Origin of the sequence: Roseateles agri, assembly GCF_034043675.1 — a bacterium.
Classification (GTDB): Bacteria; Pseudomonadota; Gammaproteobacteria; order Burkholderiales; family Burkholderiaceae_C; genus KK5.
This window is the reverse complement of sequence record NZ_JAXCLA010000007.1, coordinates 80808-99718: the sequence shown is the minus strand read 5'-3', so window position 1 is coordinate 99718 and position 18911 is coordinate 80808. Positions and strand designations below refer to the sequence as shown.

Below are 18911 nucleotides of genomic sequence, written 5' to 3'. Positions count from 1 at the left end.
CGGAAGCGCAGAGTCTACTGACGCGCCGGGCGCTGCCAGAGCTCGTCGAGCCGGGTGAAACCCCAGTCGCCGGGCGATTCGCGGCCGAGGATCTTGTCGCCCGCGTCGGCCTTGGAGAGGTCCAGCAGCTCGACCTGCACCGCCTTCCGCGTGCGTGCCGAATGGAACACGCGCACGATCGGCGTCACCAGGTTCGTGCTGTTCTGCTCCACCACCACGGCCAGCCGCTGCGACTGCAGCCGCACCAGGGTGCCCACCGGATAGATGCCCACACTCTTGACGAAGGCCTGGAACACCAGCGGGTCGAAGTGGCCCTTCCACTGCGCCATGCGCTGGATCGAGCCGGCCGGATCCCAGGCGGCCTTGTAGGGCCGCGTGGAGGTGATCGCGTCATAGACATCGCAGACGGCGCCCATGCGCGCCAGCAGGCTGATCTCCTCGCCCTGCTGGCCGCCGGGGTAGCCGCTGCCGTCCATCTTCTCGTGGTGACGCAGGCACACCTCCAGCACCGCAGGCGGCGCGCTGCCGCTGTCGCGCAGGGCCTCCCAACCGCGCTCCGGGTGCAGGCGCACCAGGTTGAACTCGGCGTCGCTGAGCGCGCCCGGCTTGTTCAGCACCTCGATGGGCACCAGCATCTTGCCGACGTCGTGCAGCAGCCCGGCCAGGCCGGCCTCGCGCGTGGCCTGGTCGTCCAGGCCCAGTTGCCGCGCCAGGGCCACCATCAACGCGCAGACCGCCACCGAGTGCATGTAGGTGTAGTTGTCCTTGGTCTTGAGCCGGGCCAGGCTGATCAGCGCCGCGGGATTGCGGTTGACCGAGCCGACGATCTCGTCGACCACCGGCAGGCACTGCTGGGCATCGACCGCGCGGCCCATGCGCACCTCGCCGAACATCGAGTTCACCGCCTCGGCCGAGCGATGCACGACGGCCGCCGCCTGTTCCAGCTCCTGCGCCAGCGTCACCCGCTTGGGCGCGGCGGGCGGCGGTGGCGGCACCGGAGCGGGTGGTGCCGCCGGGGCATCGGCCTTGACGTCGTCGCCCTTGCTGATGTCGATCAGCACGGCGGGGATGCCGCTCTTCTGCAACGCCTCCAGGTCAGCCGGATCGGTCAGCAGGAACTTGGTCTTCCAGAACGGATGCGACAGCCACGAACCCTCGAGCGACTGGATGAACATACCCAGTCGTACTTGCGAGAGCGGGATCTTCTTGAGCATTGGGCCCCAGTATGCCGGCAGTCCTAACGTTCAGAAACGACGGAAGCCGCTCGAATACGGCGGCTTCCGTTGTCAATTCATCAAGTCAGCTCAAGAAGCCGTTCAGCGGAAGCGGCTCTCCGGCGTCGTGCGCAGCTCGCTGGGCAGCGAGCCCAGGTAGTTGGCGATCTCGCGCAGCTCGGCGTGGCTGAATTGCTTGACCTGGGCGGCCATCACCGCGTTGCTGCGGCCGATGACACTGTTGTTTTCAGTCTGATAGGACTTCAGCGCGACGTAGAGGTAGTCGGCATGCTGGCCGGCCAGCTTGGGCTCGGCGCCGGTCAGCGGGGTGCTGAAGTTCTTGCCGTGGCAGGTGAAGCAGGCACCCTTCTCCAGCAGCTTGCTCACGTCGGCACTGGCGGCCGGGGCCTCGGCGGCGACCTTGGGCGCCTGGGCGCGCTGCTCGTAGAAGGCGGCGATGTCGGCGATGTCCTGCTCGCTGAGCGACTTGGCGATGCCGTTCATCGTCGGGTGCTTGCGATCGCCCTTGGCGTATTCGGTCAGCGCGGCGGTGATGTATTTGGCGTTCTGGCCGTCCAGCATCGGGACCTGATGGATCTCGGGGAAGCTGGCGCGGTAGCCGGGGATGCCGTGGCAGCCGAAGCACATGGCGACCTTCTTGGCACCGGCCTCCACGCTCTGGGCTTGGGCGGCACCGGACGCGCTGATCATCACGGCGGCAACGGCAAGCGAAATCTGCAGCAGTTTCTTCATAGTCCCCGGGGTTCTGGTCTTAGAGGCGACGGGCATTATATGCAGCGCCTCCCGTGGCGCCGGCGTGACGCACACCTGAGCGAGAACCCTTGTTGACAGGCCGCTCCGTATACTGGCCCGTCCCGCTTCCCGCCACTTTTCGCGCTCGACTCCACCATGAAATTCCAAGGCTCGGACCACTACGTCGCCACGCCCGACCTGATGCTGGCCGTGAATGCCGCCGCCACGCTGCAGCGCCCCCTGCTGATCAAGGGCGAACCCGGCACCGGCAAGACGATGCTGGCCGAGGAAGTGGCCAAGGCCCTGGGCATGCCGCTGATGCAGTGGCACATCAAGTCGACGACGAAGGCGCAGCAGGGCCTCTACGAGTACGACGCGGTGAGCCGGCTGCGCGACAGCCAGCTCAGCGGCATCGAGGGCGCGGAGAAGGTCCGCAACATCGAGAACTACATCGTCAAGGGCGTGCTGTGGCAGGCCTTCACGGCGGACGAGCCGGTCGTGCTGCTGATCGACGAGATCGACAAGGCCGACATCGAGTTCCCGAACGACCTGCTGCGCGAGATCGACCGGATGGAGTTCTACGTCTACGAGACGCGCCAGCTCGTGAAGGCCAAGCACCGACCGCTGGTGGTGATCACCTCCAACAACGAGAAGGAGCTGCCGGACGCCTTCCTGCGCCGCTGCTTCTTCCACTACATCAAGTTCCCCGACGCGGCGACGATGCAGAAGATCGTCGACGTGCACTTCCCCGACATCAAGAGCCAGTTGCTCTCCGCCGCGATGAAGACCTTCTTCGACGTGCGCAACCTGCCGGGCCTGAAGAAGAAGCCCTCCACCTCGGAGCTGCTGGACTGGCTGCGTCTCCTGATCGCCGAAGACATCGAGGCCGCCGCCATCGCCAGCACGGAAGACAAGGTGACGATCCCGCCGCTGGTCGGCGCGCTGCTGAAGAACGAGCAGGACCTGACGCTGTTCGAGAAGCTCGTCTTCATGCAGCGGAACAACCGCTGATGCGGCCCGAGTTCAAGCAGTCGCTCTGGGCATCGCTGGCTGACGCACTGGGCTTCATCGTTGGCGGCATCGCCGGCCGCTACTTCGGCCGCGCGATCGGCTACGACTTCTTCGGCGACGCGGGCAGCCGCATGGACAACCATGCGATCGTCGGCCTGGTCCTGATCCTCGTGGGCACCGGCCTCGGCCGCGTGCTGTTCCGCTGGCTGTTCGCCCGCCTGGGCAAGATCTGACCCTCATGGACATCCTCACCCCCGTCACGCTGGCCGGCCCGCATGCGCGGCTGGAGCCGCTCTCCCCCGATCACTGCGCCGGCCTGCAGGCCGCGGCGGCCGACGGCGAGCTGTGGAAGCTCTGGTACACGACGATCCCCAGCGCCGAGGGCATGCAGGTCGAGATCGAGCGCCGCCTGGGCCTGCACGCCAAGGGCACGATGCTGCCCTTCACCGTGTTCAATGCCGACGGCGAGGTGGCCGGCATGACGACCTTCATGAACGTGGACCGCGTGCAGCGCCGCGTCGAGATCGGCTCGACCTGGTACCGCGCCAGCAGCCAGCGCACGCCGCTGAACACGCAGTGCAAGCTGCTGCTGCTGACGCACGCGTTCGAGGCGCTGGACTGCATCGCCGTCGAGTTCCGCACGCACCGGCTCAACACGCAGAGCCGCCGCGCGATCGAGCGCCTGGGCGCCCAGCTCGACGGCATCCTGCGCGCCCACCAGCGCATGCCCGACGGCACCCTGCGCGACACCGCCGTCTACAGCATCACGGCCAATGAATGGCCCACCGTGAAGACCCACCTGCAATGGCAACTCATCAAGCCCCGATGAAGAATTTCGACGTCGACGCCCTCTGGCAACTCGAGCGCATCGGCGCGCCCAGCCTCTCGCCGGACGGCGCGCAGGCGGTCGCCAGCGTCACCCGCCATTCGATGGAGACGAACAAGAGCGCGGCCAGCCTGCACCTGTTCTCCACGCTGGGCGGCGAGCCGCGCCGCCTGACCGCCGCCGGCGAGAAGGACGGCCAGCCGCAATGGAGCCCCAGCGGCGAGCTGATCGCCTTCATCGCCAGGCGCGAGCAGGAAGGCGCCAAGGACGAGACGCCGCAGCTCTACGTGATCCCGCCGGACGGCGGTGAGGCCCGTCGCATCGCGACGGTGGCGACCGGCGTCGATGCCTTCAAGTGGTTCCCGGACGGCCGACGCATCGCCTTCGTCTCCTGGGTGCGGCCCCAGCTGGCGGGCACGGCCGCGCAGGCCAAGGCCCACAAGGCATTCAACGAGCGCAAGGAAAGCGGCTACGCCACCGAGGAAGCGATGTACCGCTTCTGGGACCACTACCTGCCGATGGAGCGCGTGCCGCACCTGCATGTCGTCGACATCGCCAGCGGCAAGGTGCGCGACCTGTTCGAAGGCTCGATCCACGAGCTGACCCGCGCCGAGCCCGACGCGAGCTGCTTCGACATCTCGCCGGACGGCAAGCGCATCGCCTTCGCCTTCGACCCCGCCGCCGAGAAGAAGTTCGGCAACGTGCAGACGCTGTGCGAGATCGAGGTGAAGAGCGGCGAGGTCAGCACCTTGCTGGCCGACCCGGCCTGGGATTTCTCCGCGCCGCGCTACAGCCATGGCGGCAATCACCTGGCATTCATCGCCAGCAACCAGGGCGTCAAGCACACGATGCCGTCGCAGCTCGCAGTGCTAGATACGAAAGGCCGCTGGGCCGTGATGTCGGCCGACTGGGACCGCGAAGTCACCGCGCCGCTGACCTGGGACGAGGACGACACCGCGCTCTTCTTCGGCGCCGAGGACCGTGGCCGCCGCCATGTCTGGCGCTTCGACCTGGCCGAGCGGCAGGCAGCCATCGCCTTCGAAGGCGGCAACACCAGCAGCTTCGCGCTGGCCGCAGGCGCCCTGGTGGTCAACCACGACAGCGTGCAGTTCCCGCCGCGGCTGTCGGTGCAGGCCGAGGACGGCCCGCGCCGCATCGAGCACATCAACGATGCGCTGCTCGCGCAGCACCGCTTCTCGCGCCACGAGGAGGTGACGGTCAAGGGTGCGCGCGGCGACGACGTGCAGATGTGGCTGATCTACCCGCCGGGCTTTGACGCGAAGAAGAAGCACCCGGTGATGCACGTCGTCCATGGTGGCCCGCACACGGCCTTCGGCGACAGCTGGCACTGGCGCTGGAACCATCAGGCCTTCGCGGCGCAGGGCTACGTCGTCGCCTGCGTCAACTACCACGGCTCATCGAGCTTCGGCTTCGAGTTCCTGGACTCGATCACGCACCACTGGGGCGAGTTCGAGCAGCAGGACGTCGAGGCCGGTACCGACTGGCTCTTGAAGAAGTCCTGGGTCGACGGCAAGCGCATCTTCGTCACCGGTGGCAGCTACGGCGGCTACATGGCGGCCTGGCTGAACGGGCACGTCGAGCCTGGCCGTTATGCCGCCTACGTCTGCCATGCCGGCTGCTTCGACTGGCGCGGCATGTTCGCCGACGACTGCTACGCCTATCACAGCAAGGAACTGGGCGCCTGGTACTGGGACGACCCGGCCCGCATCGCCGCGCAGAGCCCCGACACCTTCGCCGCCCACTTCAGCACGCCGACCCTGGTGATCCACGGCGCGCTCGACTACCGCGTGCCCGACGCACAGGGCCTCGCCTACTACAACACGCTGAAGGCGCAGGGCGTGCCCGCGCGCCTGCTGTGGTTCCCGGACGAGAACCACTGGATCCTGAAGCCGCGCAACAGCAAGCTCTGGTACGGCGAGTTCTTCGCCTGGCTGAAGCGGCACGACCCGAAGGCACGCTGAAGACCGCTCGTCAGCGCGCCGCCGCGCTGGCCGGCCGCCCGCGTTCGCAGGCCGCCTTGAGCTTGCCGCTATCGGCGGCCAGGCAGCGCGCGGCGTCGTCATTGACCGCGCCCGGCACGCTGCCCGCCGGCAGCGATGCCGCCGGCGTCGCGGGCGACGGGCTGTTGCGGGTCTTCAGTGGCACCGATATCTGCGGAATCGCCCGCTGCTCGGGTTGCAGGCTGCCGGGCTCCTTGGCCTTCTCGGCGGCCCTGACGGCGGGGCTGCGAGTCTGGTTCAAGCGGGGAACTGCCGAAGCCGCCGATGCCGGCGCGACGGCTGGCGCGGCCTGCTGCGCATGAGCCCAGCCTGCGGGCCCCGCTGCAAGCACGGTGACGAGAAGGGCAGAGAGCGCTGGTTTCATAGGACACCCGGGTGGTCGATTGCCATGTCTCGACTCTGACGCCGCGGCCCGCCCGGGCAGGTAGGAGGCGGGCTCGAACGAGCGTCGTCCTTCCGGACTACGCCAGCAATCCCAGGCGGTCCAGGCTCTCCGCCGTCGCGACGATCGCCTCCTCCGCCGAGCGCGGAGCCCAACCCAGCAGGCGGATCGCCTTCGCGCTGGTGGCATTGAGGTTCAGGCCCAGCAGTGGCACGGCGCCACGCAGGGCCGGATCCTTCAGGGCGCCCAGGCGCACGATCGTGTTGGGCAGCACCCTCGTCGACACCTTGTCGGCGATGCCCCCCATGCGGGCCTTCAGCACCCGGGCCACCTCGGCCATCCACATGCTCTCACCCGCGATGGCCAGGAAGCGTTCGCCGGCGGCCGCCTCGTGCGTCATCGCGCGCAGGTGCAGGTCCGCCACGTCGCGGACGTCCACGAAACCCGAATTGATCTTGGGCATGCCGGGCTGGCCCGCCAGCATGTTCTTGATCAGCCGGATCGAGTGCGAGTAGTCGGCCCCGAGCACCGGGCCCAGCACTGCAACCGGATTGACGGCGGAGAGCTCCATCCCCCCGCCCTCGCGAGCGATGAAGTCCCAGGCCGCCTGCTCCGACAGGGTCTTGGACTTTTGATAGGGCCAGACGTTCGGATTGGTCAGATCGCTCCAGTCGTCGTCGTTGAACGGCCTCTTCATCGGGCCATGGCCCGCGCAGATCGCGCCGAAGGCCGAGGTCAGCACGACGCGCTTGACACCCGCCTCGCGCGCTGCGCGCAGCACCCGCAGATTACCGTCGACCGCGGGCCGGACCCAGTCCTCCTCGCTGGTCTGCGCGCCGGACGGCGTCGGCGAGGCGCCGTGCATGACGTAGGCGCAACCGGCGGCGGCCTCGGCCCAGCCCGCGTCCGAACCGAGGTCGGCGACGACGAAGCCGAGGCGGTCTCCGGGTTCGGCGCCGCCCTCGCGCAGGTGCTGGCGGACTTCGGGCTCCCGGGCCAGTGATCGGACGGTGGTGCGCACGCGGTACCCGTTCTTCAACAGCAGCAGGATGCAGTGCTGCGCGATGAAGCCGGTGCCACCGGTGACAAGGACTTGGGTGTCGTGTGTTGAGTTCATGGCGCTCAGCTTAAAACCCGCAATCCGGATTGTTAATGCGCCAAAGTGCGAGTTACTTGCGCGATAGTTCGAATATGAGCGCAGACCCTTTTTCCGACATCCTCCGGCTCACCCACGCCGAATCGCTGGTGACGGGCGGCTTCACTGCCGGCGGCCGCTGGGCCCTGCGATTCCCTGTGCCCGAGAAGATCAAGTTCTTCGCCGTGGTGAAGGGATCGTGCTGGGTCGCCATCGACGGCGAGCCGGAGCCGGTCCGCTTCGACACCGGCGACGTCGGCCTGCTGACGGCGAAGCGCTCCTTCGTGCTGTCCAGCGAGCCTGGCGTCGAAGCGCTGGACGCAATGGCCGTGTTCTCCGGCGGTCGCAGCCCGGAGGGCGGCATCGGCGAGGGCGAGGACTTCGCCCACATCGGCGGCCATGTGCTGCTCGACCAGGCCAGCGGCCAGTTGCTGTCGGACGTGCTGCCGCCCTGGATCCATGTGCCGGCCGCCTCGCCGCAGGCGGCGAGCTTTCGCTGGCTGCTGGAGCAACTGGTGAACGAGCGCGCCAACGAGCTGCCCGGCACGCAGCTCGCCTCGGCACAGCTCGCGCAATTGCTCTTCATCCAAATCCTGCGGGCCCACCTGCAGACCGCGAGCCCGATGACCGGCTGGCTGCGCGCGCTGAGCGATCCGCGCCTCGCGCCCGCGCTGCGGCTGATGCACGGCGACCCGGCGCGCCCCTGGCACCTCGAAGAGCTGGCCGAAGCCTGCGCGATGTCCCGCACGACCTTTGCGCAGCGCTTCAAGGCGAGCGCCGGCGTCGCGCCGCTGAGCTACCTCGCCGAATGGCGCATGCGGCTGGCCGGCCGCAGCCTTCGGGAAGAGAACAAGCCGGTGGCCGTGATCGCCCAGGCGCTGGGCTATGGATCGGAGAGCGCCTTCAGCACTGCCTTCAAGCGGGTGACGGGACAGTCGCCGAAGGCCTACCGCGCCGCGGCCACAGCTGCGGCGGCGGCCGCGGCGGAATAGCTCACTCTTCCTCCACCGCCCCGTCCAGGTCCACGCAGATCACCTGCATCTTGGCCTGCGACCAGAAGGCGGTCGACATGGTGACGCACATGCGGGCGCCCTTGAGGCTCAGGTAGGGGCGGGTCACCTGGATCTGGCCCAGTTCGGCCACGGCGCGGCGGAAATACGGCCGGCGGGCCCAGCGGGCAGTGCCGGCGTGCTCGAGCGGCTCGAAGCGCAGGTCGCGCTGGCTCAGTTGAGGGCGGGCCGGGGCCACCGGCGGGCAGGTGTCGGCGCCCTGCTCGTCCAGCAGGTAGCACAGCTGCACGCCGGGCAGCGCCAGCAGCGCGGCGCAGGCCTGGTGCAGCGGCTGGCCCTGGCGCAACGCGGGCAGCGCCTTCTTCAGGGCGACGCTATAGGGCGTCATCCGCTGCGTGTGGGCGACGCGATCCTCGGCGTGGCGTTCGCCCAGCCGTGCCCAGACCTCCTCCATCTCGGACGAGACCTGGTCGGCGCCGATCAGCCCTGGCGCCGGCCGGCCGAAGGCGAAGCCCTGCACCAGGTCGACGTCGGCGTCCAACGCCAGCAGGCCCTCGTCGCGCGTCTCCACGCCCTCCAGCAGCACCAGCGCGCCGCACTCGTGCAGCAGCGAGACCATCTGCGTCATCACCCGGGCGATCCGCGGCGAGGCGACGGCGCGGCGCAGCAGGCTGCGGTCGAGCTTGACGATCTCGGGCTGGACGCGCCAGACGCGGTCGAAGTTGGAATGGCCGGCGCCGAAATCGTCCAGCGCCAGCAGGCAGCCGGTGGTGCGCGCGCTGGCCACGGCGGCCTCGAAGTCGGCGTCCAGCGCCATCACGTCTTCGGTCACCTCGAAGACCATGCGCCGCGACGGCACGCCGAGCCGCTCGATCACACCCGACCAGAGCTGCAGCAACTCGGGCTCGCGCGCGCAGTGCACGAACACGGCGGGGTGGATGTTGACGAAGAGCCAGCCGTCGGGATCCTGCTGGCGTACGAAGTTGTGCAGGTGCAGCAAGCGGGCCAGCCGGTCGCCCATCAACTGCTGGTCGAAGCCCTGCAGGCCGGCGAAGAAATGCAGCGGCGGCACGGCGCGGCCCTCGGCGTCGGTGATGCGCAGCAGCGCCTCGTGGCCGATCGTGCGGCGGTGCGGGAAGCTGTAGATCGGCTGGAAGTGCGTGTCCAGCGTCATGCCGTTGAAGGCGGCGCGCCAGGGGCCGTCCGCTTGCTGGCTCAGGGTGTCGTACAACGGCGCGAAGGCGGTGTCGGGAGCGGATGTCATCGGCGGCGGCAAATTCATGCTGGCGCGATGCTAGTCCTTCTTCGAGGGCGTGGGACCTCAGACAAACCTCAGCCCAGCTTGCAAACGCTTGCAGGCCGCACAGGCCTGCCTATGGATAATCGACAGCGTCCCGTCGTCCGAGGCATCGTCGTCCATGCTGATCCAGTTTTTCTACACCTTGCGCGCGGCCAAGCTGCCGGTCTCCGTCAAGGAGTTCCTGACCTTGCTGGAAGGGCTGCAGGCAGGAGTGATCGGCAGCGAAGACTCGGTGCCGAGCGTCGAGGACTTCTATTTCCTCTCGCGCGCCACGCTGGTCAAGGACGAGGCCCACTACGACAAGTTCGACCGCGCTTTCTCCGCCTACTTCAAGGGCGTGGAGATGCTGACCGACTTCACGCAGGACGTCCCGCTCGAATGGCTGAAGAAGACGCTGGAGCTGGAGCTCACGCCCGAGCAAAAGGCCGCCATCGAGAAGATGGGCTGGGACGAGCTGATGGAGACCTTGAAGAAGCGCTTCGAGGAGCAGAAGGAAAAGCACGAGGGCGGCAGCAAGTGGATCGGCACCGGCGGCACCAGCCCCTTCGGCAACTCGGGCTACAACCCGCAGGGCATCCGCATCGGTGGCAAGGGCGGCAACAAGAGCGCCGTCAAGGTGTGGGAGCAGCGCGCCTACAAGGACTACGACGACAACCTTGAGCTGGGCACCCGCAACATCAAGGTGGCGCTGCGCCGCCTGCGCCGCTTCGCCCGCGAGGGCTCGGACCTCGAACTCGACCTGGACGACACCATCCACAAGACGGCGGCCAACGCAGGCATGCTGGACATCCGCATGATCCCAGAGCGGCACAACAAGGTGAAGGTGCTGCTGCTGATGGACGTGGGCGGCACGATGGACGAGCACATCCACCGCGTCGAGGAGCTGTTCTCCGCCACCAAGAGCGAGTTCAAGCACCTTGAGTTCTACTACTTCCACAACTGCGTCTACGACTACGTCTGGAAGAACAACCGCCGCCGCTTCGCCGAGAAGCACGCCACCTGGGACGTGATCCGCAAGTACAACAAGGATTACAAGCTGATCTTCGTGGGCGACGCGACGATGAGCCCCTACGAGATCCTGCAGCCCGGTGGCAGCGTCGAATACAACAACGACGAAGCCGGCGCCGAATGGCTGCAGCGCCTCACCCACGCCTTCCCGAAGTACGCGTGGATCAATCCCGAGCCGCCTGGCGTCTGGCAGTACCGGCAGAGCATCGCGATCATCCAGCAGTTGATGCAGCAGCGGATGTTCCCGCTGTCGCTCACCGGCCTGGAAGGGGCAATGCGCCTGCTGAGTAAATGACGGTCGGACGCATTCTTCCCGCGCTGCTCGCAGCGCTGGCGCTCAGTGGCTGCGCCAGCGTGACGAGCTACTTCGGCGGCAATGGTGACGGCAACAGGCAGGACGACAAGACGGCCGAGAAGGCCGTCGGCCCGGTCGAGGCCGCCGCCTCGGCGCCGCGGCCGGTGGCGAACTACCAGCTGGAGGTCGACGCCCCCTCCAACCTGCGCAAGCTGCTGCAGGAGCACCTGGACCTGGCCCGCTTCCAGCGCACCGAGCAGGACGAGCGCCTGAGCCAGGTCGAGCTGGACCGGCTCTGCAGCACCACGCCGGCCCAGGCCCGCGCGCTGCTGGAGACCGAGGGCTTCTTCAACGCCCACGTGGAGCTGAGCCGCAGCCCGGCTACCGCCGGCGCGCCGGAGCGCATCGTCGTCAAGGTGGAGCCCGGCCCGCAGGCCCGCGTCAGCGAGCTGAAGCTGGACATCCGCGGCGAGCTGGCCGGGCACGACGGCGTGCCCGATGCGGACCAGCAGAAGCTGCAGCGCGCGCTGCGCCGCGGCTGGGACCTGGACGTCGGCCATACCTTCAGCCAGTCGAGCTGGTCTTCGGCCAAGACGGCGCTGCTGGTGCAGGTGCGCGCCGCCGGCTACCCGCTGGCCGAGCTGCAGAGCACGCAGGCGCGAGTCGAGGCGCAGGCCAATGCCGTCGAACTCTCGCTGAGTCTGGACAGCGGCCCGCTGTACCACCTGGGCGAGCTGAAGATCGAAGGCCTGAAGTACCACGACGAGCAGAGCGTGCGCCGCCTGGCCGGCTTCACGCCCGGCACGCCCTACAGCGAGAAGGTGCTGCAGGAGTTCCAGGAACGCTTGGTGAAGACGCAGCTGTTCGACACCGTCGCCGTGGACATCCAGCCCGAGCCCGGCAAGCCCGAGGCAGCCGCCGGCACGCCGGTGATCGTGCGCGTGCGCGAGGCGGCGCGCCAGCAGGCGACGACCGGTATCGGCTACGACGCCAACAGCGGCCAGGGCGTCACGCTGGAATATCTGAACCGCGTGCCCTTCGGCCTGCCGGTGCGCGCCAGCTCCAAGCTGGCTCTCAACCGCGACCTGCAGTCGGCCGACCTGGAGATCAGCTCGCATCCGCAGACGGACATGTCGCGCAACCTCGCCTCGCTGCAGGTCGAGAAGGACCAGACCGGCGGCCAGGACATCACCAACCTCAGCGCCCGCCTCGGCCGCTTGCGCGAAACCCGCGACGACGACCGGCTGGTCTATGCCGAGATGCTGCGCTCGCGCGAGCGCCAGGCCGACTCCGACGGCAACCCGATCACCGTGACCGGCAGCGCCTATTCGATGAACACGCAGTGGACGCGTCGCCGGCTCGACAACCTGCTGCTGCCCACGCAGGGCTGGAGCGGGCAGTTGCTGGTCGGCGCCGGGCGCGCCGAGAACAGCATCGGCAGCAGCGGCTTCTTCGGCAAGGTGTACTTCAAGGGCTACGGCTACAAGCGCCTCGGCAAGGGCTGGTTCGGCGACGCGCGGATCGAGTTCGGCCAGGTGCTGGCCGCCAACTCGGTCGGCATCCCGGAGAAGCTGCTGTTCAAGGCCGGAGGCGACGATTCGGTGCGCGGCTATGCCTACCAGACGCTGGGGCCCGAGGTGAACGGTGTGGTCGTCGGCGGCCGGGTCGTCGGCACCGGCAGCCTGGAGGTGGCGCATCCGATCATCCAGAGCATGCCGGACCTGTGGGGCGTGCTCTTCGTCGACGGCGGCAATGCCGCGCCCGACTGGGGCCACTACAAGCCGGTCTGGGGCTACGGCTTCGGCGTGCACTGGCGCAGCCCGGTCGGGCCGCTGCGGATCGACATTGCGCGCGGCGTCGAGGCGCAGCGCTGGCGGCTGCATTTTTCCGTGGGCGTGGCGCTATGACGGCGGAACAAACCGAACAGCCTCCGCCGCCCTCGCCACCCATGCGGCGCCGCCGCTGGCGCCTCGCGCTGGCCTTGACGGTCCTGCCCTTCACCGCGCTGGCGGTGCTGGTCATCGGCAGCGCCTGGCTGTTGAAGCAGGAGGCCGGCACCGCCTGGCTGCTGAAGCAGGTACCGCTGCTGCAGGTCGAGCAGCCGCGCGGCGCGCTGCTGGGTGATTTCGCGGCCCGCCGCGTGGTGGTGAACCTGCCCGGCGGCGGCAAGGACCGCATCACGATCGACGGCCTGCAGTGGCAGGGCCTGTCGATCGCCTGGTCCGAGTCCTCGCGTCTGTGGGGCGAGTTGCACATCGCGCGGCTCCATGCCGATGCCGTCGACGTGGCGCTGGCACCGTCGACGAACACCGAGCCGCTGAAGGCGCCGACGGATCTGCCGCTGCCGCTGGGCCTGAAGGTCGACGCGCTGGAGCTCGACCGGCTCAGCCTGAGCATGCTGCCGGGCCGCCCGCTGACCGGCTTGCGCGGCAGCCTGGACCTCAGCGCCGATGGCGGCGCCCAGCACCGCGTGCGCGTCGATGCGCTGCAGTGGGAGCAGTTGCGCCTGGCCGGCCAGGCGCGCATCAACACCACCGGCAAGCTGGACCTGGCGGCCGAGCTGAACCTGCAGCCTGGTGCCGCCGACCCGTCGCTGCCCGACTGGCGCGGCGGCCTCAAGCTGGCCGGCCCGCTCGCCAGCCTCAACGCCGATGCATTGCTGCAGGCCGCCAGCCAGCACCTGCAGGCCAGCGCCCGGCTCGAACCGTTCTCGCCCTGGCCGCTGGCCGCGCTCGATGCCCGCGCCGACGCGCTGGACCTGTCCGCGCTGCTGAAGGACCTCCCGCGCACCGCCTTGAGCGGCACGGCGCAGCTGCAGTCCAAGGGCTGGAGTGAGCCCGCAACGCTGCAGCTGCAGTTGAGCAATGCCGCCGCCGGCCGCTGGGACCAGCAGCGCCTGCCGGTGCAACGGATCAAGCTGGCCCTGCAGGCCCGGCCGGACCAGCCGCAAAGCCTGCGGCTCGACGCGCTGGAAGCCCTGCTCGGCAGCGCCGCCGCGCCGGGCGGCAGCCTCAGCGGCGCCGGCCAGTTGCAGCCGGACCAGCACTGGGCGCTGAACCTGCGGCTCGACCAGTTGCGCCCCGAGACCTTGGACGCCCGCGCGACGCCGCTGCGCCTGTCCGGCCGGCTGGACGTCGACGGCGCACTGGACCTCGCCAACTCGCCGCTGACGCTGACGGCCAAGCTGAATGGCGAGGTGCCAGCCGGCAAGCTCGGCAGCAAGGCCGCGGCGACGCCCTTGTCCATCGACGTCCAGGCCAGCCTCGAAGGCCGCCATCTGAAGCTGAGCCAGGCGAAGATCGAATCGGGCCGCGCGAGGCTGTCGCTCAGCGGCGAGGCCAGCGAGGACGAGAAGACCGGCTGGCGCGCCGAGGCCAAGACCGAGCTGCAGGACTTCGACCCCCGCCTGTTCTGGACCGGCACGCCGGGCTCGGCCTGGCAGCGCAACACCACGGCGCTCAGCGCCAGCGGCACCTTGAGCCTGCAGCAGGACGGCACGCGGCCGCTGCTGCCGCGCGGCAGCGCGAAGCTGGAGCTGCAGCCGAGCCAGTTGATGGGCCTGCCGCTGAGCGGCAAGATCGAGTACGTGCACGCCGCCGGCAGCGATGCCACGCTGAGCACGCAGCTCGACGCGGCCGACAACCGGTTGGTCGCGATCAGCCGCCTGCCCGAAGGCGGCCCCGGCGTGATCGCCGCCAGCAGCCAGATCGAGCTGCAGGCGCCCCGGCTTGCGGCCCTGGCGCCGCTGCTCGGTACGCTGCAGCTCTCGGGCGCCGCTGACGGCAAGGCCGGCATCGAATTCCAGCGAGGCAAGGACCACCGCTGGCAGCTCAGCGGCGACGGCCTGCTGAACCTGCATGCGCTGAAAGCAGTCGACGGCACGCAGCCGCCGACGACGCTGCAGGAAGGCAAGCTGCGCTGGGCCATCGGCACCAAAGCCGACAGCCCGGTCGCGCTGAACGCGCAGCTCGAAAAGCTCGGCGCCGCCGGCCAGACGCTGCCGCAGGCGAGCCTGGACGTGCAGGGCACCTGGGCCGCGCATCAGCTCAAGCTCGCCGCCCAGGTGCAGCCGGCGCGCGGCCCGGCCGCCGAGGTGGCGCTGGCGCTCAGCGGCACGCTGTCCAACTCGCCGCTGCTGGCGCTGCAGGACGACAGCGCGCTCGGTTGGAAGGCGCGCATCGGCCAGATCGAGGTCAAGCCCAAGGCGGATCCGTCGCTGCCGAAGCCCGCCAAGACGCCGGCACCCTTCCTGCGCGCGACCGGGCTCGACGTCGACCTGCAGCTCGGCGCCGGCTTGGCCCCCGGTTCCGCCTCGCTGGCGCCCGGACAGCTCGAAGTCGGCGGCGCGCAGCTGCGCTGGACCGAGCTGCGCTGGCAGGCACCGCTGCGCCAGGGCGAGCGCGCCGACATCCGCGCCGAGCTTCAGCTCGCGCCGCTCGAAGTGGCGCCGCTGCTGGCCCGTGCGCAGCCCGATTTCGGCTGGGGCGGGCCGCTGATGGTGGCCGGCCACGCCAGCGTCCGAACCTTGCCGCAGCTGCAGATCGATGCGGTGCTGGAGCGCACGCAGGGCGACCTGGCCGTCACCGACGAACGCGGCCCGCAGGCGCTGGGCCTGACCGATCTGCGCATCGGCCTCGTCGCACGCGACACGCTGTGGCAGTTCACCGAGGCCTTCGCGGGCACGCAGATGGGCTCGCTGGCCGGCGCGGTTTCCGTCCACACCGAGCCCGGCGCGCCGTGGCCAGGGCCGAAGTCGCGCATCGACGGCGTGCTGCAGGCCAATGTCGCGCGCCTCGGCACCTGGGGTGCCTGGGTGCCGGCCGGCTGGCGGCTCGGCGGCAGCCTGTCGGCGGGCATGCAGATCGGCGGCACGCTGGGCGGGCCGGAACTGCTGGGCCAGGCCAAGGGCGAACAGCTGTCGGTGCGCAACCCGCTGCTGGGCGTCGATGTCAGCGATGGCGCGTTCGCGCTGAGCCTCAACGGCGAGACCGCGCGGCTGGAAACGCTCAGTGCCCGGGCCGGCAAGGGCACGATCAGCGCCCAGGGCGAAGCCAAGCTCGGCGAACAAGCTACTGCGCGGCTGGCGCTGACGGCCGACCACTTCGTGCTGCTGCGCCGCGTCGATCGGCGCCTGTCGGCCAGCGGCAAGGCCGAGCTGGACCTGGCCCCGAAGCTGCTGAAGCTGGACGGCCGCTTCACCGTCGACGAGGGCCTGTTCGACCTGACCCGCGGCAACGCGCCGAGCCTGGACGACGACGTGATCGTGGTGCGCGCCGACCAGGCAGCGCTCGACGCTACAGCCAAGGCCGCCGTCAAGCCACCGAGCGAGCGCAAGGTGCAGGTGAACGTCACGCTGAACCTGGGATCCGACCTGAAAGTGCGCGGCCACGGCCTGGACAGCCGCCTGCGCGGCGAGCTGAAGCTGACGCAGGTCGACGAAGGCTCGCCCCAGCTGGTGGGCACGGTCAGCACCGAAGGCGGCACCTATGCCGCCTATGGCCAAAAATTGGAAGTCGAGCGCGGCGACATCACCTTCAGCGGCCCCTACGACAACCCGCGGCTGGACGTGCTCGCGGTGCGGCCAGACGTGGACATCCGCGTCGGCGTCGCCGTCACCGGCACGGCGCTGAGCCCGCGCGTGAAGCTGTTCTCCGACCCCGACATGGGCGACACCGACAAGCTCTCCTGGCTGCTGCTGGGCCGCGCGCCGGACACCCTCGGCCGCACCGACACCGCCCTGCTGCAGCGCGCCGCCCTGGCCCTGCTCAGCGGCGAAGGCGAGAGCACCTCCGGCAAGCTGATCAAGAACCTCGGCCTGGACGAACTCTCGCTGGCCCAAGGCGAGGACAACACCCAGGGCACGATCGTGCGCCTGGGCAAGCAGCTGTCGCGGCGCTGGTACGTGGGCTACGAACGCGGACTGAACGCCACCACCGGCAGCTGGCAACTGATCTACCGCATCGCCCAGCGCTTCACGCTGCGGGCGCAGACGGGCGAGGACAACGCGCTCGACCTCATCTGGCAGTGGAAGTGGGAGTAGGCTCGAAATAGGCCTGAACCAAATCCCAATACAATGCGCCGCCCTGTCCCCCAGGGCTGTCCTGGCCATAGTTCAATGGATAGAACGGACCCCTCCTAAGGGTCAGATGTAGGTTCGATTCCTACTGGCCGGACCAAACTCCTCCCAAGCGCTTCCCAGGCTCCGTCGAATTCCGCCGCTAGGCCGTTGCCCGGCACGCCATGACTTTCCGCATCCTGCTGGTTGGTACGCGGCAGTTAAGCGACGGTAAAGCCTCTGACCAATCCCCGCCGATGCTCTTGAAACCCGTGAATTGGTGGGCCAAATGGGTTCGTCCCCCTGCTTCCCAAATGAGCACCGGGCATATACTGAAGACGTGACAGATGCGTGTACCCGGCCCGCGCCGCCAGGGCAATCCGCGTACCCACCGGTCGCAGAATCCGCTGTACCTCTCACCGAAGGAATGACTCGCATCATGGGTGCCAAACTTAAAGTCGCTGGCTGGATTTCCCTGGGTGCCTTGGCCGGAGCAATGGCCACGATGCAGTTCACGGCAACCGCCCGCAGCAGCCTGTCGCCGCTGCCGCTGGAAGAGCTCCAGCAGTTGGCCGCCGTGTTCGGCATGATCAAGTCCGATTACGTCGAGCCCGTCGACGAGAAGAAGCTGATCAACGATGCGATCTCCGGCATGGTGTCCGGGCTCGATCCGCATTCGCAGTTCTTCGACAAGAAGAGCTTCAAGGAATTCCGTGAAGGCACGACCGGCCGCTTCGTCGGCGTCGGCATCGAGATCGGCATGGAAGATGGCCTGGTCAAGATCGTCTCCCCGATCGAAGGCTCGCCCGCCTTCCGCGCTGGCCTGAAGAGCGGTGACCTGATCTCCAAGATCGACGACGTCTACGTCAAGGGCCTGGGCCTGGACCAGGCCGTCAAGAAGATGCGCGGCGAGCCGAACACCAAGGTGGCGCTGACGATCTACCGCAAGAGCGAGAACCGCAGCTTCCCAATCACGATCACCCGCGAGGAGATCAAAGTCCAGAGCGTGCGCGCCAAGATGATCGAACCGGGCTATGCCTGGGTGCGCGTCACGCAGTTCCAGGACCAGACGGTCGAGGACTTCGCCAAGAAGCTGGAAGACCTGTACAAGCAGGACCCGAACCTGAAGGGCCTGGTGCTTGACCTGCGCAACGATCCGGGCGGCTTGCTGGAAGGCGCCGTCGCCGTGTCCTCGGCCTTCCTGCCGAAGGACGCCGACGTCGTCAGCACCAACGGCCAGATCGCCGAATCGAAGGCCACCTTCAAGGCCAATCCGGAGTTCTACGCCCGCCGCGGCGCCGATCCGTTGCGCCGCCTGCCCGCCGCGCTGAAGAACGTGCCGATGATCGTGCTGGTGAACGAAGGTTCCGCCTCGGCCAGCGAGATCGTCGCCGGCGCGCTGCAGGACCAGCACCGCGCCACCGTCATGGGCGCCCAGACCTTCGGCAAGGGCTCGGTCCAGACCGTGCGTCAGTTGAGCGCCGATACCGCGCTGAAGATCACGACGGCCCGCTACTACACGCCGAGCGGCCGCTCGATTCAGGCCAAGGGCATCGTGCCTGACGTGATGGTCGACGAAACCGCCGAGGGCAATGTCTTCGCCGCGCTGCGCACCCGCGAGGCCGACCTGGAGAAGCATCTGGTCAACGGCCCCGAGCTTAAGGACGACGCCCGCGAGAAGCAGCGCGAGGAAGAGCGCAAGAAGCTCGAGGACGAGTACGCCAAGACCAAGGAAGCGCCGAAGCCGCTGCCCGAGTTCGGCTCCGCCGAGGACTTCCCGCTGGCCCAGGCGATCAACCAGCTGAAGGGCAAGCCGGTGCTGGTCTCCAAGACGGCCGTCGAACGCAAGGCCGAAGTCAAAGCCGAATAAAGCCATGCCGCCACGGCATGAGCTTTAGAGA

At 68.7% G+C, this 18911-nt stretch carries 14 protein-coding genes and 1 tRNA gene; 10 read left to right on the top strand and 5 right to left on the bottom strand.

Annotated features, from left to right (window positions below; genetic code table 11):
* Positions 1–14: 14 nt before the first annotated feature.
* Both SNE35_RS20855 and SNE35_RS20850 read right to left on the bottom strand, forming a co-directional pair.
* Positions 15–1214: a cyclic di-GMP phosphodiesterase gene (locus SNE35_RS20855; protein ID WP_320424947.1), complete on the bottom strand. Its 1200-nt coding sequence runs from the start codon at positions 1212–1214 to the stop codon at positions 15–17.
* Between the two features lie 102 nt (positions 1215–1316).
* Positions 1317–1967, bottom strand: a complete 651-nt coding sequence (locus tag SNE35_RS20850; RefSeq protein WP_320424946.1) for a c-type cytochrome — start codon at positions 1965–1967, stop codon at positions 1317–1319.
* 156 nt (positions 1968–2123) lie between these two features.
* On the opposite strand from SNE35_RS20850, the gene SNE35_RS20845 reads away from it, so the two are divergent.
* From SNE35_RS20845 to SNE35_RS20830, 4 genes are read left to right on the top strand one after another with little or no spacing between them, the layout of a single operon-like run.
* Positions 2124–2978 carry an AAA family ATPase gene (locus SNE35_RS20845; RefSeq protein ID WP_320424945.1) on the top strand — a complete coding sequence of 285 codons (855 nt, stop codon included), beginning with the start codon at positions 2124–2126 and terminating at the stop codon, positions 2976–2978.
* Positions 2978–3211: a hypothetical protein gene (locus SNE35_RS20840; RefSeq protein WP_320424944.1), complete on the top strand. Its 234-nt coding sequence runs from the start codon at positions 2978–2980 to the stop codon at positions 3209–3211. Before SNE35_RS20845 ends, SNE35_RS20840 begins: the two co-directional genes overlap by 1 nt.
* Before the next feature lie 5 nt (positions 3212–3216).
* Complete coding sequence (locus SNE35_RS20835; protein WP_320424943.1) at positions 3217–3807, top strand: GNAT family N-acetyltransferase; 591 nt, start codon at positions 3217–3219, stop codon at positions 3805–3807.
* A complete protein-coding gene (locus tag SNE35_RS20830) occupies positions 3804–5786 on the top strand; it encodes a S9 family peptidase (protein ID WP_320424942.1) in 1983 nt (660 codons plus the stop codon). Before SNE35_RS20835 ends, SNE35_RS20830 begins: the two co-directional genes overlap by 4 nt.
* Before the next feature lie 10 nt (positions 5787–5796).
* Here SNE35_RS20830 and SNE35_RS20825 read toward each other — a convergent pair whose 3' ends face one another.
* A complete protein-coding gene (locus SNE35_RS20825) occupies positions 5797–6066 on the bottom strand; it encodes a hypothetical protein (RefSeq protein WP_320424941.1) in 270 nt (89 codons plus the stop codon).
* Between the two features lie 220 nt (positions 6067–6286).
* Positions 6287–7324: an SDR family oxidoreductase gene (locus tag SNE35_RS20820; RefSeq protein WP_320424940.1), complete on the bottom strand. Its 1038-nt coding sequence runs from the start codon at positions 7322–7324 to the stop codon at positions 6287–6289.
* 35 nt (positions 7325–7359) lie between these two features.
* Here SNE35_RS20820 and SNE35_RS20815 point away from each other — a divergent pair, with 35 nt between their 5' ends.
* Complete coding sequence (locus SNE35_RS20815) at positions 7360–8334, top strand: AraC family transcriptional regulator (protein WP_320424939.1); 975 nt, start codon at positions 7360–7362, stop codon at positions 8332–8334.
* 1 nt (position 8335) lies between these two features.
* On the opposite strand, the gene SNE35_RS20810 is transcribed toward SNE35_RS20815, so the two are convergent.
* Positions 8336–9616, bottom strand: a complete 1281-nt coding sequence (locus tag SNE35_RS20810; RefSeq protein WP_320424938.1) for an EAL domain-containing protein — start codon at positions 9614–9616, stop codon at positions 8336–8338.
* 154 nt (positions 9617–9770) lie between these two features.
* Here SNE35_RS20810 and SNE35_RS20805 point away from each other — a divergent pair, with 154 nt between their 5' ends.
* The 5 genes from SNE35_RS20805 (at position 9771) to SNE35_RS20785 (ending at position 18880) form a co-directional block, all read left to right on the top strand.
* Positions 9771–10955: a vWA domain-containing protein gene (locus tag SNE35_RS20805; RefSeq protein ID WP_320424937.1), complete on the top strand. Its 1185-nt coding sequence runs from the start codon at positions 9771–9773 to the stop codon at positions 10953–10955.
* Complete coding sequence (locus SNE35_RS20800; RefSeq protein WP_320424936.1) at positions 10952–12862, top strand: autotransporter assembly complex protein TamA; 1911 nt, start codon at positions 10952–10954, stop codon at positions 12860–12862. The genes SNE35_RS20805 and SNE35_RS20800 overlap by 4 nt, the downstream gene beginning before the upstream one ends.
* 41 nt (positions 12863–12903) lie before the next feature.
* Complete coding sequence (locus SNE35_RS20795; protein WP_320424935.1) at positions 12904–16995, top strand: translocation/assembly module TamB domain-containing protein; 4092 nt, start codon at positions 12904–12906, stop codon at positions 16993–16995.
* A 61-nt stretch (positions 16996–17056) separates the two neighbouring features.
* Positions 17057–17131 (top strand) — tRNA-Arg (locus SNE35_RS20790).
* Between the two features lie 318 nt (positions 17132–17449).
* On the top strand, positions 17450–18880 hold the full coding sequence (locus SNE35_RS20785) for a S41 family peptidase (RefSeq protein ID WP_320424934.1): 1431 nt from the start codon (positions 17450–17452) through the stop codon (positions 18878–18880).
* Positions 18881–18911: the final 31 nt, after the last annotated feature.